The sequence below is a fragment of the Streptomyces sp. CRN 30 genome, from assembly GCF_034105845.1.
The window spans coordinates 1-26,305 of sequence record NZ_JAVRHI010000019.1; the positions used below are offsets into that span (position 1 = coordinate 1).

23 protein-coding genes and 3 pseudogenes are annotated in these 26,305 nt (G+C 71.8%); 13 read left to right on the plus strand and 13 right to left on the minus strand.

All coding sequences use genetic code 11. The annotated features are described in order from the left end of the window. The 4 genes from UW392_RS02175 to UW392_RS02190 all read left to right on the plus strand — a co-directional run. Positions 1 to 173: DAK2 domain-containing protein (locus UW392_RS02175; RefSeq protein WP_320773125.1), on the plus strand; the 173-nt coding region annotated here is incomplete at its 5' end. Further along, positions 173 to 634 carry a ribose-5-phosphate isomerase gene (locus UW392_RS02180; RefSeq protein ID WP_320773104.1) on the plus strand — a complete coding sequence of 154 codons (462 nt, stop codon included), beginning with the start codon at positions 173 to 175 and terminating at the stop codon, positions 632 to 634. The genes UW392_RS02175 and UW392_RS02180, both read left to right, overlap by 1 nt. A gap of 8 nt (positions 635 to 642) precedes the next feature. Next, on the plus strand, positions 643 to 1,395 hold the full coding sequence (locus UW392_RS02185; protein WP_320773126.1) for a triose-phosphate isomerase: 753 nt from the start codon (positions 643 to 645) through the stop codon (positions 1,393 to 1,395). Next, positions 1,392 to 1,808 (plus strand): VOC family protein, encoded by a 417-nt coding sequence (locus tag UW392_RS02190; RefSeq protein ID WP_320773105.1) that lies wholly within the window; start codon positions 1,392 to 1,394, stop codon positions 1,806 to 1,808. The genes UW392_RS02185 and UW392_RS02190 overlap by 4 nt, the downstream gene beginning before the upstream one ends. Before the next feature lie 201 nt (positions 1,809 to 2,009). Here UW392_RS02190 and UW392_RS02195 read toward each other — a convergent pair whose 3' ends face one another. Further along, positions 2,010 to 2,690, minus strand: coding sequence for a response regulator transcription factor (locus UW392_RS02195; RefSeq protein WP_320773106.1), 681 nt, complete (start codon positions 2,688 to 2,690; stop codon positions 2,010 to 2,012). 85 nt (positions 2,691 to 2,775) lie between these two features. Here UW392_RS02195 and UW392_RS02200 point away from each other — a divergent pair. Beyond that, positions 2,776 to 3,117: pseudogene (locus UW392_RS02200) on the plus strand (alpha/beta hydrolase); the annotation flags it as partial. Positions 3,118 to 3,226: 109 nt separating this feature from the next. Further along, the gene (locus tag UW392_RS02205) at positions 3,227 to 3,661 is read left to right on the plus strand and encodes a hypothetical protein (protein ID WP_320773107.1); all 435 of its coding nucleotides are present in this window, start codon (positions 3,227 to 3,229) and stop codon (positions 3,659 to 3,661) included. 72 nt (positions 3,662 to 3,733) lie between these two features. On the opposite strand, the gene UW392_RS02210 is transcribed toward UW392_RS02205, so the two are convergent. The 3 genes from UW392_RS02210 to UW392_RS02220 form a co-directional block, all read right to left on the minus strand. Beyond that, positions 3,734 to 4,678, minus strand: a complete 945-nt coding sequence (locus UW392_RS02210) for a CPBP family intramembrane glutamic endopeptidase (protein WP_320773108.1) — start codon at positions 4,676 to 4,678, stop codon at positions 3,734 to 3,736. 164 nt (positions 4,679 to 4,842) lie between these two features. Next, positions 4,843 to 6,978 carry an MDR family MFS transporter gene (locus UW392_RS02215; protein ID WP_320773109.1) on the minus strand — a complete coding sequence of 712 codons (2,136 nt, stop codon included), beginning with the start codon at positions 6,976 to 6,978 and terminating at the stop codon, positions 4,843 to 4,845. A gap of 268 nt (positions 6,979 to 7,246) precedes the next feature. Further along, on the minus strand, positions 7,247 to 7,870 hold the full coding sequence (locus UW392_RS02220) for an SLC13 family permease (RefSeq protein ID WP_320773110.1): 624 nt from the start codon (positions 7,868 to 7,870) through the stop codon (positions 7,247 to 7,249). On the opposite strand from UW392_RS02220, the gene UW392_RS02225 reads away from it, so the two are divergent. Continuing rightward, on the plus strand, positions 7,778 to 8,104 hold the full coding sequence (locus UW392_RS02225) for a winged helix-turn-helix domain-containing protein (RefSeq protein ID WP_320773111.1): 327 nt from the start codon (positions 7,778 to 7,780) through the stop codon (positions 8,102 to 8,104). The genes UW392_RS02220 and UW392_RS02225 overlap by 93 nt on opposite strands. Before the next feature lie 36 nt (positions 8,105 to 8,140). On the opposite strand, the gene UW392_RS02230 is transcribed toward UW392_RS02225, so the two are convergent. Continuing rightward, on the minus strand, positions 8,141 to 8,323 hold the full coding sequence (locus UW392_RS02230) for a hypothetical protein (protein ID WP_320773112.1): 183 nt from the start codon (positions 8,321 to 8,323) through the stop codon (positions 8,141 to 8,143). A gap of 465 nt (positions 8,324 to 8,788) precedes the next feature. On the opposite strand from UW392_RS02230, the gene UW392_RS02235 reads away from it, so the two are divergent. The 5 genes and pseudogenes from UW392_RS02235 to UW392_RS02255 all read left to right on the plus strand — a co-directional run bounded on the left by UW392_RS02235 (position 8,789) and on the right by UW392_RS02255 (position 19,026). Further along, complete coding sequence (locus UW392_RS02235) at positions 8,789 to 12,001, plus strand: AfsR/SARP family transcriptional regulator (protein ID WP_320773113.1); 3,213 nt, start codon at positions 8,789 to 8,791, stop codon at positions 11,999 to 12,001. Between the two features lie 375 nt (positions 12,002 to 12,376). Further along, complete coding sequence (locus tag UW392_RS02240) at positions 12,377 to 13,045, plus strand: maleylpyruvate isomerase family mycothiol-dependent enzyme (RefSeq protein ID WP_320773114.1); 669 nt, start codon at positions 12,377 to 12,379, stop codon at positions 13,043 to 13,045. Positions 13,046 to 13,614: 569 nt separating this feature from the next. After that, positions 13,615 to 14,223 carry a hypothetical protein gene (locus UW392_RS02245; RefSeq protein ID WP_320773115.1) on the plus strand — a complete coding sequence of 203 codons (609 nt, stop codon included), beginning with the start codon at positions 13,615 to 13,617 and terminating at the stop codon, positions 14,221 to 14,223. A 388-nt stretch (positions 14,224 to 14,611) separates the two neighbouring features. Next, positions 14,612 to 15,345: pseudogene (locus UW392_RS02250) on the plus strand (SulP family inorganic anion transporter); the annotation flags it as partial. 468 nt (positions 15,346 to 15,813) lie between these two features. Beyond that, a complete protein-coding gene (locus UW392_RS02255) occupies positions 15,814 to 19,026 on the plus strand; it encodes an MFS transporter (RefSeq protein WP_320773116.1) in 3,213 nt (1,070 codons plus the stop codon). 174 nt (positions 19,027 to 19,200) lie between these two features. Here UW392_RS02255 and UW392_RS02260 read toward each other — a convergent pair whose 3' ends face one another. The 4 genes from UW392_RS02260 to UW392_RS02275 form a co-directional block, all read right to left on the minus strand. Continuing rightward, positions 19,201 to 19,932, minus strand: a complete 732-nt coding sequence (locus UW392_RS02260) for a CPBP family intramembrane glutamic endopeptidase (RefSeq protein ID WP_320773117.1) — start codon at positions 19,930 to 19,932, stop codon at positions 19,201 to 19,203. 45 nt (positions 19,933 to 19,977) lie between these two features. Continuing rightward, positions 19,978 to 20,457 (minus strand): hypothetical protein, encoded by a 480-nt coding sequence (locus UW392_RS02265; RefSeq protein ID WP_320773118.1) that lies wholly within the window; start codon positions 20,455 to 20,457, stop codon positions 19,978 to 19,980. 153 nt (positions 20,458 to 20,610) lie between these two features. Further along, complete coding sequence (locus UW392_RS02270) at positions 20,611 to 21,693, minus strand: 5-methyltetrahydropteroyltriglutamate--homocysteine methyltransferase (protein WP_320773119.1); 1,083 nt, start codon at positions 21,691 to 21,693, stop codon at positions 20,611 to 20,613. After that, on the minus strand, positions 21,690 to 22,229 hold the full coding sequence (locus UW392_RS02275; protein ID WP_320773120.1) for a hypothetical protein: 540 nt from the start codon (positions 22,227 to 22,229) through the stop codon (positions 21,690 to 21,692). Before UW392_RS02275 ends, UW392_RS02270 begins: the two co-directional genes overlap by 4 nt. A 210-nt stretch (positions 22,230 to 22,439) precedes the next feature. Between UW392_RS02275 and UW392_RS02280 the strand changes: the two genes are divergently transcribed. Further along, on the plus strand, positions 22,440 to 22,973 hold the full coding sequence (locus UW392_RS02280; protein WP_320773121.1) for an EF-hand domain-containing protein: 534 nt from the start codon (positions 22,440 to 22,442) through the stop codon (positions 22,971 to 22,973). A 742-nt stretch (positions 22,974 to 23,715) separates the two neighbouring features. Here the strand turns inward: UW392_RS02280 and UW392_RS02285 are convergent. The 4 genes and pseudogenes from UW392_RS02285 to UW392_RS02300 form a co-directional block, all read right to left on the minus strand. Next, on the minus strand, positions 23,716 to 23,940 hold the full coding sequence (locus UW392_RS02285; RefSeq protein ID WP_320773122.1) for a DUF6233 domain-containing protein: 225 nt from the start codon (positions 23,938 to 23,940) through the stop codon (positions 23,716 to 23,718). Between the two features lie 340 nt (positions 23,941 to 24,280). Beyond that, a complete protein-coding gene (locus UW392_RS02290) occupies positions 24,281 to 25,084 on the minus strand; it encodes an STAS domain-containing protein (protein WP_320773123.1) in 804 nt (267 codons plus the stop codon). Between the two features lie 509 nt (positions 25,085 to 25,593). Beyond that, positions 25,594 to 26,172 carry a cupin domain-containing protein gene (locus UW392_RS02295; RefSeq protein WP_320773124.1) on the minus strand — a complete coding sequence of 193 codons (579 nt, stop codon included), beginning with the start codon at positions 26,170 to 26,172 and terminating at the stop codon, positions 25,594 to 25,596. Continuing rightward, a pseudogene (locus tag UW392_RS02300) lies at positions 26,169 to 26,305 on the minus strand (cytochrome P450); the annotation flags it as partial. The pseudogene UW392_RS02300 and the gene UW392_RS02295, both read right to left, overlap by 4 nt.

Sequence of the window (26,305 nt, forward strand, 5' to 3'; positions counted from 1 at the left end):
GCGCCGCCACCGGGGCCGCCGAGGCCACCGCCTCCCTCACCGCCCGCAGGGGCCGTTCCCGCGCCCACGGCGAGCGGAGCCTCGGCACCCCCGACGCGGGCGCCGTCTCCTTCGCCCTGATCGCCACCGCCCTCACCCCCCGACCACTCCCGTCCCCCGAGGAGAAGCACTGATGCGTATCGTCGTCGGCTCCGACACCGCCGGTTACGACTACAAGGAGGCCCTCGCCGCCGACCTGCGCGGCCACGCCTCCGTCACCGACGTGCGGGACGTGGGGGTGCACTCCGGCCAGGACACGGACTACCCGCACGTGGCCGTGGAGGCCGCCCGGCTGGTGGCCGCCGGGGAGGCCGACCGGGCCGTACTGGTGTGCGGCACCGGCCTGGGCGTCGCGATCGCCGCCAACAAGGTCCCGGGCGTACGCGCCGTGACCGCGCACGACTCCTTCTCCGTCGAGCGCTCGGTGCTGTCCAACAACGCGCAGGTGCTCTGCCTGGGCCAGCGCGTCATCGGCCTGGAGCTCGCCCGCCGCCTGGTGCGCGAGTGGCTGGGCTACACCTTCGACGAGAACTCGCCGTCCGCCGCCAAGGTCGAGGCGCTCTGCTCCTACGAGCCCGCGGCGGACCGGGGGTGAGCGGCCCCGTGCTGTGGATCGGTACCAGCTTCAAGATGACCAAGACCCGGGCGGAGGCCGTCGCCCACGCCGCCCGGATCCGCGCGGCCGTCGGTGACGGCATCCCGGGTGTTCAGCCCTTCGTGATCCCCTCCGCCACCGCCCTGGCGGAGGTGGCCGCCGAACTCGGCCCCGGTTCACCGGTGTTGACCGGCATACAGAACGCGCACTGGGCGGACGAGGGCGCCTGGACCGGGGAGATCTCCGTGCCGCAGGCCGCCGACGCCGGGGCGCGCATCGTGGAGATCGGCCACTCCGAGCGGCGCGAGCACTTCGCCGAGACGGACGCCACCGCCGCCCGGAAGGTGACGGCGGCGCTCCGGCACGGCCTGATCCCGCTGCTGTGCTGCGGTGAGACCGAGGAGGTGCACACGCGTGGAGGCGCGGTGGAGCACGTGCTGGCCCAGGTGGCGGCGGCCCTCGGTGGGCAGGGCGACGTCTCCCGCGCCCTCGTCGCGTACGAGCCGGTGTGGGCGATCGGCGAGAAGGGCCGCGAACCGGACCCGGACGAGATCGCGGACGTGATGCGGGCACTGCGCGAGGAGTGGGGCGGCCGGGTCGCGGCCGTGCTCTACGGCGGCTCGGTCAACCGGGGCAACGCGGACGCGCTGCTGGACGTACCCGGTGTGGACGGCCTGTTCGTGGGCCGCGCCGCCTGGGACGCCGAGGGACTGCTGGCCCTGCTGGACAGGGCGCGGGCGCGGGCGGTGAGCGCCGTATGACGGCCCTGACCCCGGGCGACCGGCTGGACCACGTCGCCTACGCGGTTCGGGACGTCGACGCCGCCCTGCCCTGGTGGACCGAGGTGCTCGGGCTGCCCCTGGTCGCCGACGAGGTGGCCGAGGAACCGGGCTCGCGGCTGGCGTACCTCGACGCGGGCGGCGGTGTCTTCGTCCAGCTCGTGCAGCCGGTGCGGCTAAACGCCGTGAGCGAGTTCCTGGACGCCCACGGCGAGGGCCTGCACCACGTCGCGTTCCGGGTCGCCTCGATCGAGGCGACGACGGCACGGCTGTCGGACCCGGCCCCGGTCTTCGCGGGCGGCCGCGGCTGCCGGGCCTGCTTCCTCACCACGGCGCCGGCGGGGCTGCGGGTGGAACTGGTGCAGCCGCCGGGCGTCAGGCGCGAGGGCGCCTGAGAGGCGGTAGAGGGAGGACGGGCACGGGGACGGCCGCGCGGGAGCCCTCCGCGCGGCCGGGCCGCGACAAGGGCCGGGTGACGGGCCGTCACCTCGTCCGGACCCACGATGACCCGCCGCTGGTCCTCCGGCGTGCACGGGAACACGTGGGACACCATCGACAGCTGACAGAACGCCCACCGAGAGCCCGGTCCGGAGAGCTCACGGTGAGTCTCCCGCGTCGCGGACCAGCAGCGCGACCTGTACCCGGTTCTCGACCGCCAGCTTGGCGAACAGACTGCTGATGTGCGCCTTGACGGTCGCGACGCTGATGTGCAGCCGCTCGGCGATCTGCGGGTTGCCCAGTCCGTCCGCGACGGCCCGCGCCGTGTCGAGTTCCCGTTCGGTCAGTGCGGAGAGCTTCTGCCGCGCGGCCCTGCACGACGAGTCGCGGGCGTCGGAGGACCGCGGACCGGTGGCCGCCGCGATCACCCGCGCCGTGGCCGCCGGGGACAGTACGGGGTTGCCGTCCGCGACGGTCCGTACCGCCTCCAGGATGTGGGGCGGCGGGGTGTCCTTGAGGACGAACCCGAGCGCTCCGGCCCGCAGGGCGCCCAGGACCAGGTCGTCGGAGTCGAACGTGGTCAGCACGAGCACCCGCGGCGGCGCGGGCCGGGTCAGCAGCTCCCGGGTCGCGCTGAGGCCGTCGCGGCCGGGCATGCGCACGTCCATCAGGACGACGTCCGGCCGCTGATCGTCCACCACGCTGATCGCTTCGTTCCCGCCGGCCGCCTCCGCGACGACGGTCAGGTCCGGTTCTCCGTCGATCACCAGGCGCAGCGCCATCCGCACCAGCTGGTCGTCGTCGACGACGATACGCACCGGGTCGCGTTCGGTGTCCACTCAGGCCCTCTTCTCGAGGCCGAGCAGGCCGTACCCCGACGACGCCGGTGGTGGTGTGCTCCTCGCACCGGCGGCGGGGCCGTTCCGGGTGGCCCACCCCATGCTGGGCGGGGTCACGGCCGACATCGGACCGTGCGCGTTCTGGCCGGAGGAGCGGGAGGAGCCGCTGGTGCGCATCGGTGACAGGGGCCCCTCCAACGTCCTCATGGTGCAGAGCGAGCGCGACCCGGCCACGCCGTTGGCCGGCGCCCAGGAACTGCGGAAGGCGTTCGGGAAGCGGGCCCAGATGATCACGGTCGACGGGGGCGAGCACGGTGTCTACCCGTTCAGCCGCAACACCTGCGCGACCGACGCGGTGACGGCGTACCTGGCCGACGGAGAGCGCCCGGCACGGAACCTCGCCTGTGCGGCGGAACCGAGCGAGTGACGGGAGCCGGTGACATGGTGAAGGAGTGGCGGCACCGCCGGGCCCTGCAGCGGGTGCCCGGGGACGGCGGGCCTACGCCGTCGACGTCAGGGAGGACAGGTCCTCCGGCGTGAAGGAGGCCCACCTGTTCCTCGAGGGCAGGCACCACGCCGAGTCCGAGCTCCCCGCCGTCTTCGCCGTCCCGGGCGGCACCGTCGAGGCACGGGCGAGCGCCTTCGGGCTCGAACGGTGCCACTACGTCACCGCCGACGGCACCGAGCGGCAGCTCGTCCCGGACCCCCGCTCCGCCGAAGCCAGGCGTGCGCGCCTCGACCGCGCGCACCCCGCGCTCAGCCGCTGGGTCGGTGCCGTGGCGGTGGTCGTGCTCCTGGTCTCCCTGGCCTTCCTGCTCCTGCAGCTCCTGGAGCAGCTCACCCGGGGTGACGGTCTCGGTCGGTACACCGGGGTCTTCACCTCGCCCGTCGACCTGCCGGCCCGGGCCGACTTCGCGCTCGGGGCCGGTGCCGCGGTGGCCGGCACGGAGCGGGCGCTGCGGCTGCGGTAACCACTGGCTGCTCGACGGCGGTGCGGGCTGAGTGGCGGTCGTACGGCCGTGACCGCCGGCGCCCCGCGCGGCTCAGCCGAGCCGCGCGGGGCGCCGCAGGCCCAGGCGGCCCCGGGTGGCCGCCAGGATGACGGCGGCCGCCACCACCGAGCTCAGCAGGAAGGCGTGGGTGGAGTAGGCCGGGTCGGCGCCGGGAAAGGTGTCGGTCCAGGCCACGGAGACGAAGTTGTTGACGCCGACGTGGGAGAGCATGACCAGCGGCATGCTCTCACCGGTGCGGTTGAAGATCCACGTCATCACGAAGCTGAACGCGATGACGGTGACCAGGAATTCGAGCACGTACAGGGGATCGACGCCCGGGCCGCCGCCCCATTCGGTGAGGAACAGCGGCAGGTGCCAGGCGCCCCACAGGACACCGACGACGACGGTCGCGAACAGCGGCCCGTACCGGTCCTGCATCCGCGGCATCGCGAACTCGCGCCAGCCGGGTTCCTCCGCGAGGCCCGTGGTGATCATCTGCAGCACCAGGCCGGGCAGGAAGGCCGCCAGGACGGTCACCGGCGGCGCCACGGGGATCTGACCGGTCAGCACCGTGGTGGCGGCCGTCAGCGCGGCCGGTACGGCGAGGACGACCACGGCGTACCAGCCCCAGCCGACGCGGAACCGTGTCATCCGCCGTACCCAGGTACGCAGCCCCGCACGGCCGTCGCAGGCCGCGGTGACGAGCAGGGCCGAGGCGATCGGGCCGAGGTAGGCGCCGGGGAGCACACCCATGAGCTGGCTGCCGAGGTCACCGCCGGGGAAGCGCAGGGACCACGTCCCCAGGCCGTGGCCGGAGAGGACGTACGGGGTCCAGGCGACCCAGCTCAGCACGGACGCCATCGTGAAGAACGAGGCCAGCGGGCGGCGGCGGAGTAGGTCCCGGGCACCGCCGCCGGCTCCGGGGCGCCGGGGCTTCCCCGGCGTCGGCGGGTGCGGCGGTCGTTCGGTTCCGGTGGTCGGCGGCTGCAGGGTCATCGGGACGCTCCTGGGTTACGAGTCGAGGCTTGTTCTCTCGGGCACCAAGAACACCACCGGGGCAGGGGCGGCCTCACTCCCGCGGACCCCCGGATTCCGGGTACAGCAGGCTGTACGGCGCTGCTCGACCCACCTTCCTCTTACTCGGTCACCCGGTCACCCGGTCATCCGGTCACCAGGGAGTGACTCCGCTGCTCGTGGTCGTAGAGCTGGACGGCGATGGCGTTGAGCACGCGGTCCAGGCTCGCCCGGTCCTCGGCCTCCGGATAGTCGCGGCCGAGGCGCTCGCCGATCCACCGCTTCCAGGCGGCGCTGATCCGGTCCGCCTCCCGGTCCCCCAGGGCCGTCAGGGTGAGACGGTCCCCGTCGAGGGTCACGAAACCGGTGGCGGCGAGGCGCTCGAAGAGCGGGCGCAGCACGTCGCCGGGCAGGTCGTGGTGGCCTGCGACGGCCCGGAGCGAGGCGTGACCGCCGACGGCCGCCCGCCAGTGCACCTGCCGGATGCCCCACGCCTCGCCGAGCGCGAGGACGCTGCCCGAGGCCGCGAGCACCGTGGGGGCGGCCGACTTCCGCTCGGCGTACAGCAGGGCGGCGACCGCCCGCTCCAGTTGCAGGTCGGAGTCGGCCGAGGTCGGAGCGGCGAGGCCGTCCGCGAGGTCGGTGGCGGCGTACTGGAAGGGGTCCCGCAGGGGCACCTCCTTGAGGAAGAGCGCCACGAGCACGCCGAGCAGCGCCGCGGGCGCCACCCACTGGAAGACGTGGCCGACGGCGTCGGCGTAGGCGTCGATCACGGGACGTGCCAGCTCGGCGGGCAGCTCGTGGAGGGTGTGCGGGGTCGACGCGGCGTCAGGGTCGGTCGCCGGCGACCGCTCCAGGGCATCGGCGAGGTTCGTCTCCAGGCCGCCCGCGAAGAGGGTGCCGAAGACAGCCGCGCCGAAGCCCTGGCCGAGGGTGCGGAAGAAGCTGACGCCGGAGGTGGCGGCGCCCAGGTCGTGGTACGCCACGGTGTTCTGCACGACGATGGTCAGGACCTGCCCGGCGAGGCCGAGCCCCGCACCGAGGATCGCGATGTACAGGGATTCGCGCCAGGTGCTCGTGTCGGCGTCCATGCCGGACATCAGGTACAGGGCGAGCGCCATCACCCCGGTGCCCAGCAGCGGGAAGATCTTGTACCGGCCGGTGCGGCTGACCAGCGCGCCGCTGACCACGGACATCAGCAGCAGCCCGGCCTCCATGGGCAGGATGCGCAGGCCGGAGCCGATCGCCGACTCACCGTCCACGAACTGCAGGTAGGTCGGCAGATAGGTGAGCCCGCCCAGCATCGTGAAGCCCACGATGAAGCTGAGGACGGCGCACAGGGTGAAGACGGGGTTGCGGAACAGGTGCATCGGGAGCGTGGGCTCCCGGGCGCGCAGCTCGACGGCGACGAACGCCGCGAACGCCGCCAGCGACACCGCGAAGAGGCCGATGACCGCGGGGGACCCCCACGGGAAGGTGACGCCGCCCAGACTGACGGCGAGCGTCAGCCCGACCGTCCCTACGGCGGCCAGCACGATGCCCGCGTAGTCGATCACCGGTGTGCGCGTGGTGCGGATCAGGGGTACGTACCGGCCGGTCATCACGATCATCACCAGGGCCAGGGGCACGTTGACGTAGAAGGACCAGCGCCAGGACAGGTGGTCGGTGAACAGGCCGCCGATCAGGGGGCCGGCCACGGTCGCGACGCCGAAGACGGCGCCGAGGGCACCCTGGTACTTGCCCCGCCGGCGCAGTGGGATGACGTCCGCGATCAGTGCCATGGCCGTGACCATCAGGCCGCCGCCGCCGAGGCCCTGGGCCGCGCGGGCGGCGATCAGCATCGGCATGTCCTGCGCGATCCCGGCGAACAGCGAGCCCGCGATGAAGAGCACCGCGTTCGCCTGGAACAGCGGCTTGCGGCCGAACAGGTCGCCCAGCCTGCCGACCAGGACGGTCCCGACCGCCTCCGCCAGCAGATAGGCGCTGACCACCCAGGACATGTGCCCGGCGCCGCCCAGGTCGCCGACGATGCTGGGCAGCGCGGTGGCGACGATCGTCGTGTCCAGTGCGGCCATCAGCATCCCCAGCACGATCGTCGAGAAGACGACGAGGGTCCGGCGACGGCCGAGCTCGGGCGGAGCGGTGTCCGCCGGCGCCTGACTCGCGGTGCTGCTCATCCGGACCCACTCCTGCGATCGCACGTCGTGGCCGCCGCGTCCTCGCGGACTCGTCCGGGAGGTCGCCGGCGCGGGCACGGCCGTTGCCCGTACTGACCGTTCCACCGGCGCGCGGCACCTAACGAGCCCATACGGCTACGGTGCGGAAACGGCACGCCGAACCCACCGGGCCAGTGCCGCGCGAGGGGCGCCGAGCGTGTGCGTCGGATGTCGGATGTCGGATGCGGATGCGGATGGGGGACGGGGGAGAACCGCATGGCCCCGCGTGTGTGGACGCCTGCCTGTTGACGGGCGTCCACCTGTTGACGGGCGCCCGGCGAGCCCGTCGGGCGGCGTGCGACACCGGTGGGTGCGCGTTCGCCGGACAGCCCGTTCAGGACGGACCTTCCGCGCAGTACCCGTGCAGTGCTGGTGCGGTGCTGGATGACGGAGATGGCGCCGGTGAGGACGGCGAAGGCGATGTAGGCGAGGGAGACGGGGATGCCCCAGCGCAAAGCGTGCTTCTGGAAGTCGCCGAGTTCGGCCTTGACCAGGCCGAGGAGGACCCACAGGGGCGCGGAGGGCGGGCCCAGGAGTGCAGGATCTGGCCGATGGCGCCGGCACGGGCTATCTCGGTGGCGTCCAGGTGCAGGACGCTGATGCCGCGGGTGGCGGCGCCGCCCCAGGGAGTGGTGCCGGAGATGGTGCCCAGCGCCATGGTGGCGAGGGTCGCGACGATGAGCGGGTTCATGCCCAGGCGCCGGTAGATCGGCAGGAACGCGGAGCAGATGATCATGTAGCTGGTGGTGCCGTCCCCGTCGAGGGCTGCGAGGAGGGCGAGGACGGCGGTGCCGACACAGATGCGGACGGGGTCGCCCTGGGAAGTGCCCCGGCGGCTCCGGCCCCTTCCCGCGGAGGCGATGCCATGACCCCGCCCACGGTGCGGAGAGACACCGCCGACACGGGCGCGGCCGTCACCCCGCTCACCCGGCGGACCGCGGACCGCATCGCCGACCACATCGGCAGCAGCGGCCTGTCCAAGGGAATCCGGCTCGTCGAACGCTTCCTGGCCCAACTCCTGAAGGTCTCCCGTTCTCCGGTCCGACAGGCCCTGCGCCTGCTGGAACAGGAAGGCGTCGTCGAATCCGCGGAGCGCGGCGGGTACTGGTGGCCCTCACCGGCGCCGACCTCACCGCGCGTACCCTTCGCCGCCCGGCACCGGACCACCTTGCGGACACCTACCTGCGGATAGCGGCCGACCGCCTCGACGGACGCCTGCCCGACCGCGTCACCGAGAACGCGCTCGCCCATCGACGCCCTCCACCGCGTCGACCGGCTCCGCCGCCTGATCGAGTACCGCCGCTCCCTCGGACGCGACCGAGCCGTCGTCCGCTGCACGTAACACGTACACATCGCCGACCTGCTCCTGGCCGGCCATCGGTCGGAAGCGGCGGACGCTCTGCGACAGCACCTCGCCACCGTGTCGGAGGAGAAGACAGTGTCGGAGGAGAAGACCGTGTCGGAGGAGAAGACAGGGAACGGGAACACCGCCGACTGAGCAGCATCCAGGACGTCGGGTACGACCGAAGGTCCCGGGCAAGTGCGAGACCGCGGTCCCAAGAGCTGAAGAGGCGGCCGACCGACAGGCCCGCGTCGGGTACGTCACCGCGGAGACACCGGTGGTCTGCGCCCGCCTTCTCATTCACCAGCGGCTGCGGAATCCGCACACGCGGACGTCGGCCCTCCCGCGGGGCGGCCACAGGTGAGTGTCCGCGCGGACATGCGGGGGACCGGCCCCGGTGGTCCCTCGGCACGCACTGGTCAGGGGAGACCGCAGCGCCCGCTGCGACGGGCCCGCAGCGCCGCCTGACGGGTGTCCGCAGGACGCTGTGCCGGTTACCTTGAGGGCGACTGCTTCGCTCGACCGGAGGCGGCGATGGGTGATCACACGGCGCCCGGGACGCTGCGTTTCGAGGTACTCGGCCCGCTGCGGGTGTGGCGCAACGGGGCGGAACTGAACACGGGTCCGGTGCAGCAGCGGGTGGTGCTGGCGGTACTGCTGCTGCACGCGAACCGGCCGTTGTCACGCGATCGCTTGATCGACGCGGTATGGGGGACGACACCGCCGGGGCGGGCGGTGAACCTGGTGCAGCGGCATGCCGCCGCGCTGCGCCGGGTGCTCGAACCCGACCGCCCGGCCCGCGCCCCGTCCCGGCTGCTGACCTGGACCGAGGCCGGCTACGTGCTGACGGTGCCGGCCGGACGGCTCGACCTGGAGACGTTCACCGCGCAGGCCGAGCGGGGGAGGGCGGCGCAGGCCGCCGGGGACCTGCCCGCGGCGGCCGAGGGGCTGCACGAGGCGCTGGGATTGTGGCGGGGCCCGCTGTGCGAGGGGCTGGCCGGGCCGATGCTGCAGGACGAGCGGGACCGGCTGGCCGAACACCGGCTGGACGTCCTGGAGGACCGCATCGAAACGGACCTGGCTCTGGGCCGGCATTCGGGGGTGGTGACCGAACTGGCCGGACTGGTACGTGAACACCCGCTGCGCGAGCGGCTGCGCGCTCAGTGGATGCTGGCCCTGTACCGGTCGGGGCGGCAGGCGGAGGCCTTGGCCGCCTACCGCCGAGGCCGAGCGCTGCTGGCGGAGGAGCTGGGCATCGAACCCGGCCCGGAACTACAGGGTCTGCAACGGGCGGTGCTGCATGCCGATCCCGCCCTGACACCACCCGTCACACAACGGCGTCCCGGTCCGGTGCCGTGCCTGCTGCCCGGCGACGTGGCCGCCTTCACCGGCCGCGACCGGCAGTTGGCGTGGCTGGACCGACTGGCGCTACCGCATGCGGCTTCCACGGCGGCGGCGGTCGGGCTGGTCTCCGGCACGGCGGGGGTGGGCAAGACGGCGCTGGCCGTGCACTGGGCCCACCGGGCCCGCCCGGCCTTCCCCGACGGACAGCTGTACGTGAACCTGCGCGGTTACGACCCCGAACAGCCCATGACCGCCGGGGAGGCGCTGGCCCGCCTGCTGGCCGCGCTCGGTCTGGGCGGCCGGGACATCCCCCTGGACGTGGCGGACCGATCGGCCCGGTATCGCAGCGAGCTCGCCGGGCGGCGCATGCTGGTGGTCCTGGACAACGCCGCCACCGCGGAGCAGGTACGGCCCCTGCTGCCCGGCTCGCCCACCTGCCGAACCCTGGTGACCAGCCGCGACACGCTGCCGGGACTGGTCGCCCTGCACGGAGCCCACCGCCTCGAGCTGACCCTGTTCCCCGACCGCGATGCACACACCTTGCTCCACCAACTGATCGGAGCGCGGGTGAGGGCCGAACCCGAGGCCGCCACCACCCTGGCGGAGCTGTGCCGACGGCTGCCCCTGGCGCTGCGGCTCACCGCCGAGCTCGTCGCCGCTCGCCCCCACCACAGCCTGGCCGCACTGGTCGCCGAACTGGCCGACCGACAGCGACGGCTGGACCTGATGGAAACGGACGAGAACAGCGGAGCCGGAGTGCGGACGGTGTTCTCCTGGTCCTACCAGCGGCTGCCCGCCGACGTCGCCCGGGCCTTCCGCCTGCTCGCCCTGCACCCCGGAGCCGACTGGGACTCCTACGCCGCCGCCGCCCTCACCCGCACCAGCCCCGATACGGCCCGGAACCTGCTCGAGAAGCTGGCTCGCGCCCACCTCGTCCAGGCCACCGGCCCCGACCGGTACGCCATGCACGACCTGCTGCACGCCTACGCCGCCGAACTCGCCGCCGGCACCGACCCCGACTCCGACCGGCACGCCGCACTGACCCGCCTGTTCGACCACTACCTGGCCACCGCCACGACCGCCACCACAGCCCTCGGCCTCCACCTGATGGATCGCCGCCCCCGGCTCTTCCGTCTCACGCCGGTCACTCCCGCCCCGTCGGTGGGCACATCGGAAGAGGCGCGAGGCTGGCTGGACTCCGAACGTTCCAACCTGATCGCCGTCAGCGCGCACACCGCCCGACACGGCTGGGAGGGCCACGCCGTGGGTCTGGCCGCCCAGCTGTTCCGCAGCCTGGACAAGGGTGGCACGTACGTCGTCGCGCTGACCGTCCACACCCATGCCCGCGAGGCAGCCCGCCACATCGGCGACCACAACGGCGAAGCGTACGCGCTGGCCTACCTGGGTTTCGTCTACTGGCGACAGGGACGCTACGAGCAGGCAGCCAGCCATTACCACCAGGCCTTGAACCTCTTCCGAAGGACTGGCAGTCAGGACGGACAAGCACAGATGCTGCCGCACCTGGCACTGGTGTACTGGCGGCGAGGCGACCACGAGCTGGCCGTCGATCATTCCCTCCAAGCCCTCGACATGTCCCGGCGCATCGGCAACCACGACGCCCAGCTGCACGCTCAGACGTGTCTGGGCCTGGCATATTGGCGGCAGGGACACTTCAAGCAGGCCATCGATCACCTGCGCCAAGCGTTGCACTTGTCCGTGCACCTCGGTGACCTGGCCAATCAGGCTTACGCGCTCAACATCATGGGGCTGTCCTTCTGTCGGCAGGGTCATTACCAGCAGGCCGCCGATCACCACCGCCAAGCACTCGATCTGTTCGTGCGCCTCGGTGACGGGGCCGACCGGGCCTACGCGCTCACCTTCCTCGGCTCGGTGTTCCGCCGACAAGGGCACTACCAGCAGGCCGCCGATCACCACCGCCAAGCACTCGATCTCTTCGTGCGCCTCGGTGACCGGGTCGGCCAGGCCTACACGCTCTCCTCCCTCGGCCTGGTGCTCTGCCGGCAGGGACACCATCAACAGGCCGCTGATCACCACCGGCGAGCTCTGGACCTGTCCCTGCAGACCGGCTACCGCCCTTGTGAGACCGAGGCGCTCAACGGCCTGGGCGAGGCGCTGCAGGCAAGCGGCCGAACGGCCGAGGCCCGGACCCGGCATGCCGAGGCGCTGGCCCTGGCCGTGCAGACCGGCGAACAGTACGAGACCGCTCGCGCACATGCGGGCATCGCAGCCAGCTGCTACACGGCACACACTCCTCATCGGGCTCGACGCCACTGGGAGGAAGCCCTGACTCTCTACACCGACCTCGGAGTTCCGGACGCCGACACCGTCCGCGCTCACCTGGCCGCTCTTCTCGTCGAAGACGCCGGTCCAGCCGCTTCGTGAGCCGAACGGCGTCGCTGCGCCCGGAGTCGGGAGCTGGGCCGGGTGGGCGTGATGAGCTCCGTACACCCGTCGCAGTCGACCGCAGAGTACGGGTGCGCGGCGACTGGGTTCTGTTCTCGGCCGCCCGTAAGGCCCGGGTGCTCAACGGCCGAGACCGTGGACGGACGGTCCTCTGTACGTCGGGCGATGTTCCCCATGTCCACCGGCGGGTTGAGGATCGCCTCGCACCGCTCCCGCTCTTCAGAAAGATCACTCGCGGGCGATGACTTTGCTCCGGAGCAGGAGTCTGTCTTACGAACGCCCCTGTCGGACGTCCCTCTGATCCGGCCCGGGTGCGATGCAGGGCACGCCCCAATCACAGGAGATCTTTCCCGTATGACTGATCCGGAACTGGCAGCGGACCGCGGCAGCCGCGGGGCAGGGGCCTGGCCCCTGATCCACGCTGAGCGAGCTGCACTGGCAAGCGATCTCGAGGATCTGACAACGGAGCAGTGGGCGAGGCCGTCGTTGTGCGCCGGCTTGACGGTGCGTGAGGTACTGGCGCATCTCACGGCGGGCGCGAGCCTGAACGCCGTGAGCTGGCTGGCGGGTGTGATCCGCTGCCGGTTCGACTTCGACAAGCAGGTGGCCATGCGGCTGGCCGAGCAGCTGGGCGCGACTCCGGCCGACACCCTCGAGCGGTTTCGGCACATCGTCCCGAGCCGGACCAAGCCTCCCTTGCCCGCCATCGCCATGCTGGGCGAGACGATCGTGCACGGGGAGGACATCCGGCGCCCGCTGGGCATCCGCCGTGACCATCCGATCGAGGTCGTCACGCAGGTGGCCGAGTACTACCGGGGCTCGGACCTCGTGGTCGTCGCCAAGGGACGTATCGGTGGACTGCGACTCAGCGCGGATGACGGCCCCTTCGCGACCGGCTCCGGGCCGTTGGTGTCCGGCCCCACCCTGGCCCTGACGATGGCCATGACCGGACGCGCGACGTACTGCGACGACCTCGACGGCGACGGTGTGGAAGTGCTGCGCAGCCGCTGCGCAACAGCCTGATGGAAGTGCGGCGGGATCGGCGTGAGGGTCGGGCCAGGCTGTCCGGCCCTCCGCGATGCCCGCCCCACGTTCTTGCTCACCATGCGGGACGGCCGCCACGGAGGACCGTCAGGCCGCGCCGGCGGCGGGCATCGGAGCAGGACGCCGACAGCGGCGAGGGCGAGCCGGGCCAGGGCGGCGAGGGAGAGGCCGATCACGGCCTCCGATGGTGCGTTGTCGGGCCATCCGGTTGGTTCCGCTGTGCCCTTCGAGATGGATGCACGGACGAATGGATTGCCTTACCCCGCCGCCACCTTCCCGAAGGTGATATGGGTGATATCTATCGTAACCTCTCTTTTGGTTCCTCCGTGCTACCCAACGTACCGAATTGCAGGCGTCAGTTGATCCGCAACGCCATGACGGGGGACACTGCCTGGCGGATGCGTGTTCCCGACCGAGTGGCACCCGCTTCGGTATCCTCCCGTGCAGGTCCTCGGAGGCCATTTACCCGAAAGCTACTGGGCAGTTGACCTCAGGGTTTCGTGGTAGCGTCCTCTTTCGGAGGGACAGTGCAGACTGAAAGGGAAATCGTGAACACGGAGAAGATCACCGCTCGCCGCCTCTCGATGGAAGAAGTGACGAAGCTTGGCGTGAAGGACAGGATCTTCGTTTCCGCCGACACGGCAGAACTTCAGCTTCCCGACTGCTATGTCCCTGCTTTTCTCACCAAGTCCGGTGAGGATTTCGAGGGAGGCTCGATCACGGCGAGAACCATGTTCCAGGAAGAGGTTACCTGCCTTCCCGACGACGAGGATGAAGCTGGAATCTACTCGGCCGACGAGAACGGCTCGGCGACCATCGAGGTCCTCCAGTCCGCCGGTGTCGTACTGGACCTGGCGCTTTTCGTCCCTGGTGGGGACAAGGGGGCCCTCTCGGCCCTTTACGCTGCGGCCCGGCAGGCGTTCGGCGCCGACCTCGTGCAGATTTGGCGCCAGGGTCTCAAAGAGGTTCCCGACGTGAAGGTCGACATCTTCGAGGAGCAGATTCCCCGGGGGCGCAAGGCGACCGAGAGCCCCAAGCGTGACCGTCGCGCGATCGACACCTACCCCACCCGTGCGGACTTCATCGAGTTCTCCGCGGGGTGGAAGCCGGTCATTGAGGTTCACAAGCCGATCGTTGACGACACCCCGACCATCTGAGGCGGCGTTGCCCCTCGTCTCGGCCTGAAAGAACGTCGAGAACGCGTGCGCCGGACCCGGTCGACCCCTGAGTGGCCCAGGGAGCCGTCGGGGAATAACTCACGAACGCCGAAGCGCCGTTCCACTGGAGTACCTCGCGAGACAGCCCGCCTGACAAAGACCGAAGCTCGGAGTCATGCTGCGACAGCCCTCAGGGCTTCGGGGTAGTCAAGTGACATCCACTTCGCTGATCAGGCGCAGGGCGCCGACCGCGAGGCTGAGCCAGGTCGCCATGGCGCGGGGTGCGCTGTCGGGCCGCCACCGCGCATGCGGTCAGGACCCGGCGACCGCGTAGTGACCACCTCTGTCGCCGTGGTCCTGGACCACACCACGGCCACCGCCCTGTATGGCACGAAAAACGCCGGGCCCCTTGCAGGGCTTCCCGGTCGGCACCAGCGGGTCGCGCACGGCGGTGGCGGAACGGGCGGGTGCGAAGAGCCGGCTGACCGGGGCGGTGGGAGCGGGACTGATCGTCCTCAGCCCGTGCTGGTGCCGGGCCTGCTCCGCACCCTGCCCCAGCCTGCCCTCGCCGGTGTCGTCATCACTGCGTCACTCTCCCTGGCCGATGTCCTCGGCACCGTACGGCTGTGGCGGCAGCGCAGGACGGAGTTCCTTCTGTTGGGCGCCGCCTTCCTCGGGGTCGCCCTGCTCGGCGTGCTGCCCGGCATCGCCCTCGCCGTCGGGCTGTCCGTCCTCAACGTCCCCCGGCGGGCGTGGCGGCCCTACCGCACGGTGCTCGGCCCGGTCGACGGACTGGAGGGCTACCACGACATCCGCTCCCACCACGAGGCCGCGCAACTGCCCGGCCTGGTGATCCACCGCGCTGAACCGGTCGCCGACGTGGACACGACCGCCGCCGACATCCTCGAAGAACTCGACACGACTCTCAACGCCTCCCACTTGCACCTGGTGTTCGCCGAGCTGAAGGACCCGGTGCGACGGGCGAGCGAACGGTACGGACTGACCCGCACCATCGACCCGGACCACTTCTTCCCCACCGTCGAGGCCGCCGTCGCCGCGTTCCGGCTGCGCACCGGCGCGCAGTGGAGGCCCCCCACGCCTCCCGATCCCGACGAACGCTGAACCGCCGGCCCGACTGCCGCCCACAGCGGCACACGCACGTTGTGCCCTGCTCCCAGTGCCTGACTCATCAACGGCACGGCGACCGTTTCGCGCGCTCCTGACCGCTGGGACAAGTGTCCCTTTTGACCTGTTGCCAGAAAGTCGTCGTCCGGGCGCGCCGGCTCGGAAGCCGCACGGCGGTCTCACCCGCGGTGGGTGATGGCGGAACGACGGCATGGCCTGAGGCTGGGCGGGTGCGGGACCGGGGGGAAGTGTGGCCGACAGCCGCAGATCCCTTCCCGTGCCGAGGGTAACGGCGGTGCATCGAAGGAGGGCGTGTGGACCGGTATCCGCCCACCGCGGGAGGCGACATGACCAGTGGTCTGCCAACCGCTGCTCCGGTGCCGTCCCGCGGCGCCGCCGACGGCGCCGCGGATGCCTCCCCGCGTGCGGCCGGCGGCAGCCCGGCCGGGACCGGGGGCGACGGGGGTGGCTGATACGGCCGAGTCCGCGCAGCGGCAGACAGGCAAACGGACGGGGCCGCGACGGGTCCTCGCCGCGCTCGCCCTGGCGCAGTTCGTCTGCAGCTTCGCCGGCTCCAACACGAACGTGATGATCAACGACATCAGCCGGGACCTGGACACCACCGTGCAGGGCGTCCAGGTGGCGATCACCGTCTTCCTGCTGGTGATGGCGGCGCTGATGATTCCCGGCGGCAGACTGACCGACCGCTTCGGCCGCAAGCGCTGCTTCCTGGCCGGCCTGACCGTCTACGCCGCCGGAGCCCTGGTCAGCGCCGCCGCTCCGGGACTCGGGGTGCTGATCCTGGGCTACTCGGTCCTCGAGGGCATCGGTACCGCCCTGCTCATCCCACCCGTGTACATCCTCACCACGCTCCTGTACCGGGAGATGACAACGCGGGCCCGGGCCTTCGGCGTCATCATGATGTCCGGCGGAATCGGCGCCGCGGCGGGCCCGCTGATCGGCGGACTGATCACCGCAGGGATCGGCTGGCGCGCCGCGTTCGTCTTCCAGGCATTGGTCATCACCATGATCATCATGCTCGGCAGCCGTCTCGACGACCCCCTGCCGCCCGATCCGGACCGCTCCTTCGACACCGGCGGAGCCGTCCTGTCCGCAGCCGGCCTCGTCCTCGCTGTCATGGGCATCCTGGCCGCCGATGACAACCTCTGGCTGGCGGCCGGTCTGATCGTCCTCGGCGCCCTGGTCCTGTGGTGGTTCCTCCACCGGGCGCGCGCCCGGGAACGGTCCGGCCGAGAACCGCTCCTGTCGCCGGCCCTGTTCCGCAACCGCACGTCCAATCTGGGTCTGGTCACCCAGGGCGTGCAATGGCTGCTGCTGATGGGTACCTCGTTCACCGTGGCGGCCTACCTCCAGGTCGTGCGCCGCTACGACGCCATCGAGACCGGCGTCGTCTTCACCGCCGCCACCTTCGGGCTGCTCGCCTCCTCGCTGGGCGCCGAACGCCTGGCGAAGCGGCGCCGGCAACGCACCCTCATCCTGACCGGCTTCGCCGTCGCCGTCACGGGCGTGGCCGTCCTGATCGCCCTGGCCGGCCGCTCCACCACCGCATGGGCGAGTGTCCCCGGTCTGCTGCTGTTCGGCCTCGGCCTGGGGGTGATGCTGACCCCCTCGGTGAACGTCGTCCAGTCCAGCTTCCCCGAAGCACAGCAGGGCGAGATCTCCGGTCTGTCCCGCAGTGTCTCCAACCTCGGATCCGCCTGTGGCACCGCCCTCGCCGGCACCATCCTCGTCTCCGGCCTCACCACGCACGCCTACGCCGCCGCGCTGACCGTCCTGGCCGCCACCGGCCTGGTCGGCCTCGCCGCCGCAGCTCTCCTGCCCCGGGCCCCGGGCGACGAATACCGCCATCCGCGGACGGAGGCAGGAACGGTGAGGAAGGCGTCGAACCCACCCGAGCGCCCGCAGCCGGGCAAGGCGCAGGACCGCAGGGGCCGACGCGCCGAGTCGGGCACGGTCGCTCAACTGTCCGAGGCCGCCGGCACCTCCGCACCGGACACAGGGCACCCGCCGTCACCGCAGGCCCCGAAGCCACGCAGATGGCTGTTCCTCACGCTGCCCGGCTGCTGGGGCGCCCTCGTCCTCGCCTGCCTGTCCTTCACCCCGTCGTTGCTCCCGCGCGGCGGCCTCCTCCAAGGCCTGGTCTGCGGCATCACCGCGGCCATCGGCTACGGGATCGGCGTGCTCGCGGCGTACGTGTGGCGCGCCTTCGCCGACCGGGAGACCCGGCCGCCGCGTCGCCGGTCCTGGCCCGCCTTCACTCTGGCCGCGGCCGTCCTGTTCGCTCTCTCCTTCGGCTTCGGGCAGTACTGGCAGCACGAGATCCGCCGGCTGATGGACGTGAGCGACCACGACGTCTGGCTCGTGGTGCTCTCGCCCCTCGTCGCGGCACTGATCTTCGGTCTCATCCTGCTGACCGGGCGCGCCCTGCGGCGCCTGTACCACGGGACGGCAGGCCTGCTCAGGCGCTGGATCGGGCAGCGCGCGGCGAGGGCGGTCGGCTGGATCGCCATCGTCGGCCTCGTCTGGATGCTGGTCACCGGCGTGCTCCTGAGCGGCTTCGTCGGCGCCGTCAACGAGGCGTTCTCGTTGCGCGACACGACCACCGAGGAAGGGGCGCACCGCCCCACGACGAGCCTGCGCTCGGGCGGCCCCGGCTCGCTCATCTCCTGGGAGTCGCTGGGCCTGCAGGGCCGCAACTTCACCGGCACCGGCCCCACGGCGGACGCCATCGGGAAGCTGACCGGCCACCCGGCCAGGGAACCGATCCGCTCCTACGCCGGCCTGGCCACGGCCGACGACACCGAGTCCCGGGCCGCCGCGGCGGTCGCGGACCTGAACCGTCAGGGCGGCTTCCAGCGCAAGAACCTGCTGGTGGTGACGACGACCGGCAGCGGCTGGGTCGATCCCGCGGCGGTGGACAGCTTCGAGTACCTCAGCGGCGGCGACTCGGCGACCGTGGCGATCCAGTACTCCCACCTCCCGTCCTGGATCTCCTACCTGGTCGACCAGACCAAAGCCCGCGAGGCGGGCCGCGCCCTCTTCGACACCGTCTACGACCGCTGGTCGAAACTGCCCCCCGACCAGCGCCCCCGGCTCTTCGTCGCCGGGGAAAGCCTGGGCTCGTTCGGCGGTGAGACCGCCTTCAGCGGCGAGTACGACCTGCGCAACCGCACCGCAGGCACGCTCTTCGCCGGCCCGCCCAACTTCAACACACTTTTCCGCGAGTTCAGCGACCACCGCGACACCGGCAGCCCGGAGATCCGGCCCGTCTACAGAGACGGGCGGACGGTGCGCTTCACCAACGATCCGCGAGCAGCCGTCCCGCCGGCGCACCGGCCCTGGCAGGGCAGCCGCGTCCTGTACCTGATGCACCCCTCCGACCCGATCGTCTGGTGGAGCCCGCGCCTGATCCTGCACCGGCCGGACTGGATCGCCCAGCCCGCCGGGAACGACGTCCTGCCGGGCATGATCTGGATCCCCTTCGTGACGTTCTGGCAGGTCACCGCCGACCTGCCGTTCGCCACCGCGGTCCCCGGCGGGCACGGCCACACCTGCACCAGCGAGTACGTCGACGGCTGGAACGCCGTCCTGCGGCCCACGGGCGTCACCGCCCACGACCTGGACCGGCTGCGGGACGTCATCGCGGCCGACCGGTGAACCCGGCGCCCCGTGCCTCCTCGCACGTGCACGGCGCCACCCTCCCTCCACACGGGGAGCGGGAGTCAGTCAGCGGTGTCGAGACGACTCCCGCCTCGAGCTCCATAGCCGTCCCGGCCCCACCCGCGCGCACGCCCGCACCGCAACCGGCCCGACAGCCCCTACGGGCCCGGATCACCGCAGCAGGAAGCCGACCAGATAACCCAGGGCGTTGACGGCCCAGTGCAGCCCCATGGGCGCCAGCAGACTGCCGCTGCGACGCCGCAGCTCGCACAAGAGCACGCCCGCGGCCCCGGTGAACAGCACTGTGGCCACCACGACAGCAACCGCGCCGAACCCGGACCGCCCGAACAACGACATCAGAGCGGGCTTTGCCGCCAACAGGTGCAGCGACGGCAGGATGTGCCACAGCCCGAACAGCGCACTGGACACCACCGTCGCCCACACCACGCCCCGCGCACGGCGCACCAGCCCGTACAGCACACCCCGGAAGGCGGTCTCCTCCAACAGCACCGTCCCCAGCGGCACCATCACCAACACACGCCACGCCACCTGACCGCCGGACAGCCCGCCGTACCGCACATCCGCGAACAGACCCCGCGTCACCGGAAGCAACGCCCCGGCCGCATACACCATGCCGACCGTCCCGATCAGCACCATCGCCCAGCACGCCCCGCGCCCGAACGTACCGGCGCCCAGCCCCGCATCCGCCCAGCTCCCACCGGCCCACCTGAGCACCCCCAGCAGCAGCGCGCTGACCACGACGGCACTCGACAAGCCGAACGCAAGTCCCCACAGACAAGTGGCCACGTTGGTGACCACAAGGACGGCGACCGTCACGCCCACGGCCACGCCCGTACCGATCGGACGCCGGCGCGCGGGCCGTGCGGAGAAGTGCCGGTTCATGACGTATCGGCATCCCGTACATGAGGGACGGTGGTGTCCGTGCTGTCACCGCGGGCGTGCGCCGTACACCTTCTGCGCCTGTTCCGGGCCGTACTGGGTCAGGGCCCAGATCACCAGCACGTCCATGCCGACGATGATCGCCGACCAGACGCCGGAGTAAGGCGCGAAGAAGAAGTTCTTCACCACACTCAGCGAGGCCGCGACGATGCCGATGACACGGGCGGAGGGGCGGGCGCTGAACAGGTTCACCGCAGCTGCCACCGCAGCGGCACCGAACCCCAGATGCAGCCACCCCCATCCGTGCGTACCCCACGAGAAGAGGTAGCTGTCCGGCGGAGACAGCACCTCCTCGTCGATGAGGACGGCCAGCCCCACGATGGCGTGGAAGAGACCGATCAGGCACAGCACGCAGGCGGCGAAGACAATGCTGCCTATCGCCAGCGGTGTGACCCGCGCATCCGAGGCCGGCGCATCGGCCGGTGGACATGCCTGCTGCCGCCGTCCGGTCGGGGAATCATCAGCCATGTGCGACACCCCCTCGACCGAGCATCCCACGGCGTGCCACTTCCTCGGCACCCGTCGGGAGTGAGCGTGCCAGGTACACGTGACATCGCCCCTCGTACCGGTGCCCTGGTGGCTGACTCCACCCAGGGTGAGTGCCGCGCTTGTGCGCGGGTGTCAGCCGCCCAGTTCACGGGTGGCCAGGGCGGTGCCCCTGATGCGAGCGCGGATTTTGGCGAAGGCGGTTTCGCGGGAGGTGGAGGTGTCGTCGGCGAAGGGGGCGAAGCCGCAGTCGTCGCAGGTTCCGATGCGGTCGGCGGGCAGGTGGCGGGTGGCGGCCAGGATGCGGTCACGGACCTGTTCGGGTGTTTCGATGCGGGGGTCGAGGGGGTCGGTGACGCCGATGAAGACGCGGGCCCGGTCTGCCAGATGGTCGGCGAGGACGGCGAGGACCCGGTCGGGGTCCGGCTCGCTGGCGAGCTGGATGTAGAAGGCGCCGGCCTTCAGCTGGAGCAGGGCGGGCAGCAGGGCGGTGTGGTCCACGTCGAGGCTGTGGGTGGAGTCCTGGTCGCCGCCGGGGCAGGTGTGGATGCCGATGCGGGCCTGCTCGGCGGGGGAGAAGCGGTCCAGGACCTGGTTGTTGAGCGCGACGAACTGTTCCAGCAGGCTTCCGCCGGGGTCGATTTTCAGGGAGAGCCGGGCCTCGGTGAAGTCGAGCTGGACGCGGTGCGCGCCGGCGTCCAGGCAGCCGCGGATGTCGGCCTCGGCCTCCGCGAGGAGGTCGTCGAGGAAGGCCTCGCGGGGGTAACCGTCGATGCCGTCGGGCGGATAGAGCAGGCTGAGCGCGGAGGGCGCGATGACGGCCTGCTTGACGGGGACGGTCGCGTGCCTGAGGGCCGCCCTGAGGTAGCGGTCGGCGTGGACGGCGTAGCGCAGCGGCCCGGCCGTCAGGCGGGGCAGCTGCCGCTGGTGGCCGTCGGCGAAGGGGATGACGACGCCGTCGGGCGCCACATTGTGCAGGCCGGTCAGCGGGTAGGTGACGAAGCTGGGTTTGGCCTGTTCGCCGTCGGTGACGACCGGGCAGCCGAGCTCCTCCAGGCGGCGGATGGTGTCGGCGACCGCGGCATCCTGGGCGGCCGCGAGGGCGTCGTCGCCGATTCCTCCGGCGGCATGGGCGGTCAGGGCTGCGAGCAGCTCGTGCGGGCGGGGGATGCTGCCGACCGGTTCGGTGGGGATCACCCCCGCGGTGGCCGGGGTCACCGTCCGATCTCCAGCAGCGCCACCCCATTGCTGCCCGTGACGCCCGAGGTGAGGCACCGCGTGGGCAGCTGGGCGGGGAGAGCGGGCACGATCCGGCGCGCCGCCTGCCCTTCGCCCTGTCCCTCGACGACCCGGCCGGACATGAGCACGACCAGGACGCCGGCGACACGGACGGTTGTGCCGCCTTCGTAGACGATCTCTGACCGTGTGCCGTCGGCGTAGCGGACGGTTTCGGTGAGGCGGGGGCTGCCCAGTGCGATGCAGGACGCCGTGGGAGAGGTGCCTTCCAGAGTGGAGGTGGCGGCCACGATGCGGCCGGGTGCGATGCCGCATTCGTACTCCGCCCGTGTGTGCACCCGGGTTGCCCGCGGCGTGAGATTCAGGGGCGGGTCATAGGTGCTGGTACTGGAGCCCGTGCACCGGACGCCCTCGCTGTGTGCAACGGGATGCGCCTGCCCGGCCGGCGCCCACACCAGCGACGGTCCCACCAGGGCCAGACAGGCCAGCGCCACTGCTCCACCACGTCCGCCGAACATGCATCCTCCAGGGATTTCCGATCACCATCGTCGACGAGACCTGGTTACCCAAGACCGTGCCCACCGGCCCCGGCTCGTCGGGGCGCACCACCGCGCCACCTCTCGCCCCACGCGGGGCACGTACCCCCGTGCACCGGCCGGGCCGCCTGGGCCTCCGAGCTGCCGGGTAGGACAGTCGAGCCGGACCGCAGCACAACAGAAGGAACCTTCATGGACCAGACAGCAGCGCAGCGGCTCGTCTTCGCGATGCTGGACGCCGACCAGGACGGCGTCGTCTCCCGGGACGAATACCTCGCGCGCACCGCGAACGTGGCCCGGGCGACACGGCGCACGCAGGACGACCCGCTGGTCGTCACCGCCCGCACGGCCGGCGAGCAGGCCTGGGCGTCCATGGACGCCAACGGCGACGGCGAACTGACCTTCGACGAGTACGCGGCCTGGGCCGGCGCCGAGGCCTTCGACACCGTCTGCCGCCCCGTCCTCGGCGCCCTCTTCGACCTCGCCGACACCGACCAGGACAGTACCCTGGACCTGTCCGAGTTCATCGCGCTGCGCACCGCCCTGGGCAACCCGGCCCACAACGCCGAAGCCGCGTTCGCGACCCTGGACACCGATGGCGACGGCCGCATCCGCCGCGACGACTACATCGCCTCGATCCGCGCACACGTCACTGGCGAGCACTCCCTCATGGGTGAGGCGCTGTACAGCAGGCCTCTCCCGAACCTCCCAGCGGCGCCGGGCTGAAGCCGAGCCAGTCACCGGCGTCATCGGGTCGAGGTCGAGGTCGAGGTCGAGTCGTTGGTCGAGGGGGAAGGGGCCCGTGGTGGTGAAGGCGGGCCAGCGCTCGGCGGCGGCCGGGCTGTTCAGGTCGGTCTCGGTGACGGTCTCGCCGGTGCGGGCGGCGTCCAGGGTGGGGCCTACGTCGAGGGTGTGCTGCAGTTCTTCCATGGCGGCGCCGAGATGGCCGTCGGCCACGGTGCCCCACAGCAGTCCCCACGAGCCCGACTGGCCAGGCCCGGCCCCGTACGAGACAACGCCGCGCGTGCTGATCCCCTATCTCGGCTCAACCAGCCGGTCATGGTCGTAGTGCGGGTGGAATCGTCGCCACGGCCGCACCGCAGTGGAAGTGCCCCTCACACCCGCGCGGGATCGAGCCGGCAGACCAGCTCCGTCCGCGGCTGCCGGATACGCCAGGTGACGGACGACAGGCCACGCCTGCGCGCGCGGAACGCTGCCTGCAGCGGCCGACAACGGACGCCTCCCGGCCGCAGCCGCCGTCGCTGAGCCAATCCACCCACCGGCAGTCGCGGCTCCATCCACCCTGTTCCCTCGTCTTCCAGTGGAGCGGAGCGGCGACGCACCGACACCGCAGACCGGCCGCAATCCCGAGCGACTCGTTCGTCTCCGCCCTGCTTCGGACGGCGTAGTGGTTCACCGCGCGCACGCCGGGGACAAGGGGTCATGTACAGAGCCGCGCGGACGCCGACTACATGTCTGTGACCCACAGCGCCCGCAAGCGTCGGCTCTTACCCACCACCATCGGGCGGGCCGCCGCGGCCACCGGACGGACGCCGAGACGTGCACCGCCTCGCCTGCACTCGGGGTGGCAGTGCGGGCAGGCTTCCACGCCCTGGGCCAGCGCCCGCACCGCCACCTTCCGCGGCGCGCCCTTCGCCCGCCTGCCCGCCATGTGGCAGGCACGAGCGTGCACTTACACCGCTGACGCCCGCCCACCCAGGCTCCGCTCCACCAGCCACTCCGGCGTCGCCGACCGGGCCGCGGCGCCCCCTTCCCACTCAGTCGTGTGCCGCTCCTCCGCCGCCTTCCACCCTTGTACCTGTGCCAGTTGCTGTTCGGCGACGCGTTCGGCGAAGGCCCGCAGCTCATGACGGGACGGCGGACGGGAACCGCTCAAATACTCGATCTGATGCGATGCGGGTCCCCGTTATGGGCGCATCGCGGCGAGCTGGGCACGCGTCGGCGGTGGTGGGTCCGCAGGCTCTTGCCAGCGAACGAACGGCCCGGTCTGTTGGCCGGGTGTAGGGGTGTGGTTATGCGGGGTGGTGGGCGAGTTGGCCGGTGGCGTGGGCGAGGGTGTGCAGGCGGCGGCGTTGTTCGGCGGGCCAGCGGCTGGGCTGCTGGTGGTGGACGGAGATCATGCCGATCAGGTGGCTCTCCGGGGTGATGACGGGCAGGGAGATGACCGCGCCGACGGGGACGCTGCCCAGCACGTCGGCGGCCGGGGTGCCGGCGTAGGAAGGGTGGCCGCGGACCTCTTCCACGACGACGGGGGAGTGGTTGAGGGCGGCGGTGCCGCAGGAACACTCCCCAACGTTGACGGTCTCGAAGAAGGACACCACGTCCCGGGGAAAGCCGCGCTGGGTCACGATGCGCAGCGTCCGCGCCTGCGCGTCCCAGACCTGGGCGGTGCCCAGGGTGCTGCCGGTCAGGCGCAGCGCCATGCCCATCGCCTGCTGCAGCAGCCGCTGGTCGGGGTGGTGACCGGCGCGCATCCGGGCGGCGCAGGCACGGGCCAGCTCCACCGCGGCCTCCTCCCCGTGGCGGGCCAGGGCGCGCAGCACCGCACTGTGCGCGCTCTTCAGCACCAATTGCCCGCCGGTGGCGGCGGCCTGGTAGTACAGGGCCAGCAGTACGTCCACGCCGGCCCCGTCGCACCACGTCACCCGGCTGAGGTCCAGCACCACCCGCCCCGCGCAGATGTCGGGCAGCGGCAGCGCGCGGAACAGCGTCAGGGCCGCGGCGGCGTCGAGCTCACCGGCCAGATACAAGGTGCTCTGTTCCTCGCCGCGGGTGAGGGCGAACCGCAGATCGGGTACCAGCTCGGACCATTGCATGCCTCATCCGCCCGTACTCGGCGCCAGCTATTGCCCGGCAGCGTAGAGCCACGGCACGGGGCGCGGCAGGACTTTCGCACACACCGGGACGCCGGCCGACCGCAACAAGGACGAATTGTCACGAGGACGGCGACGGTCCCGGGGGGCGCTACCGGTGGAGCCGGACCGTCGGGCCGCCGGCCCGGCGCCCTCACGGCCCGCTGCCGCCGCGCCGACATCGGCCGTCAGCGCGTTCAGGAGTCCCGTGAGCGTCGCGAGATAAGTCGGCTGACGTACTGGCAGCGGCGGTCCGAGTGGAGAATCACCGGCAGGGTGGGCCGCCGTCGCCGGCAGGCGGACCTCCCTCGGGCGGCTCGCCCACGCCGTCTTCCTCGTCCTGGCCGGGATGCTCGTGCTCTTTCGCGGATGCAGCGACACGGCCCTCGACCCCCATGCCACCGGAGCACACAGGCCAGCGCGCAGTCGCAGGAGTGGCAACAGAGTCACCACCCTTGAAGCCTGACTGGCAATCACCGGTCGGCGGAGCCTGATGAGGGACGGGCGGTGAGGGGCGGGCTCCCGCCGTGCCGGAGCGGTGTCAGTTGCTCGATGTCATAGCGATTGCGCAACTCCTCGATCGCCGCGTGGTCGGGGGGCCCGCCGCGATCGAGGATCTGCAGCAGTTCCTCGAAGTACCGTTCGTGGTCGGGCGGCGGGGACGCCTGGAAGAACATCTTCGCCGGTTCGTCGGTGAGGTTGGCGAACGCGTGCGGGCAGCCCGGCGGCACGACGATGACCGTGCCGGGGACCGCCCGCACCACGCGGCCGCCCGATGGTGACTCCCAGTGCCGCCAGCCGTCCGGGGTGCGCACCCGAGGCTCGAAGGCGAGCACGTCCAGCTCGCCCTCGAGCACGTAGAACAGCTCCTCGCTGCGCGCGTGCACGTGGGCGCCCACGTCGAAGCCGGGCGGGACGACCACCTCGAAGCTGGAGGCCGCGCGCGAGTGCGCGCCTGTCACCTTGAACGTCACGTGTTGGGCCGGGGTGCGCACGGTGCGCCCGTGGCCCGGTGGCACGAGCAGCCCCTCGGGCGGGAGGAAGGCGGTCACCAGGTGACGGGCAGGGCCTCGGGCCCCCGGATCAGTGCGCCCCGCCGCCACGGCACCTCCTCGGGCGGGACCGCGAGCCGGAGCCCGGGCAGCCGGTCGACGAGCGTGTCCACCAGCAGCTCGGCCTCCAGCC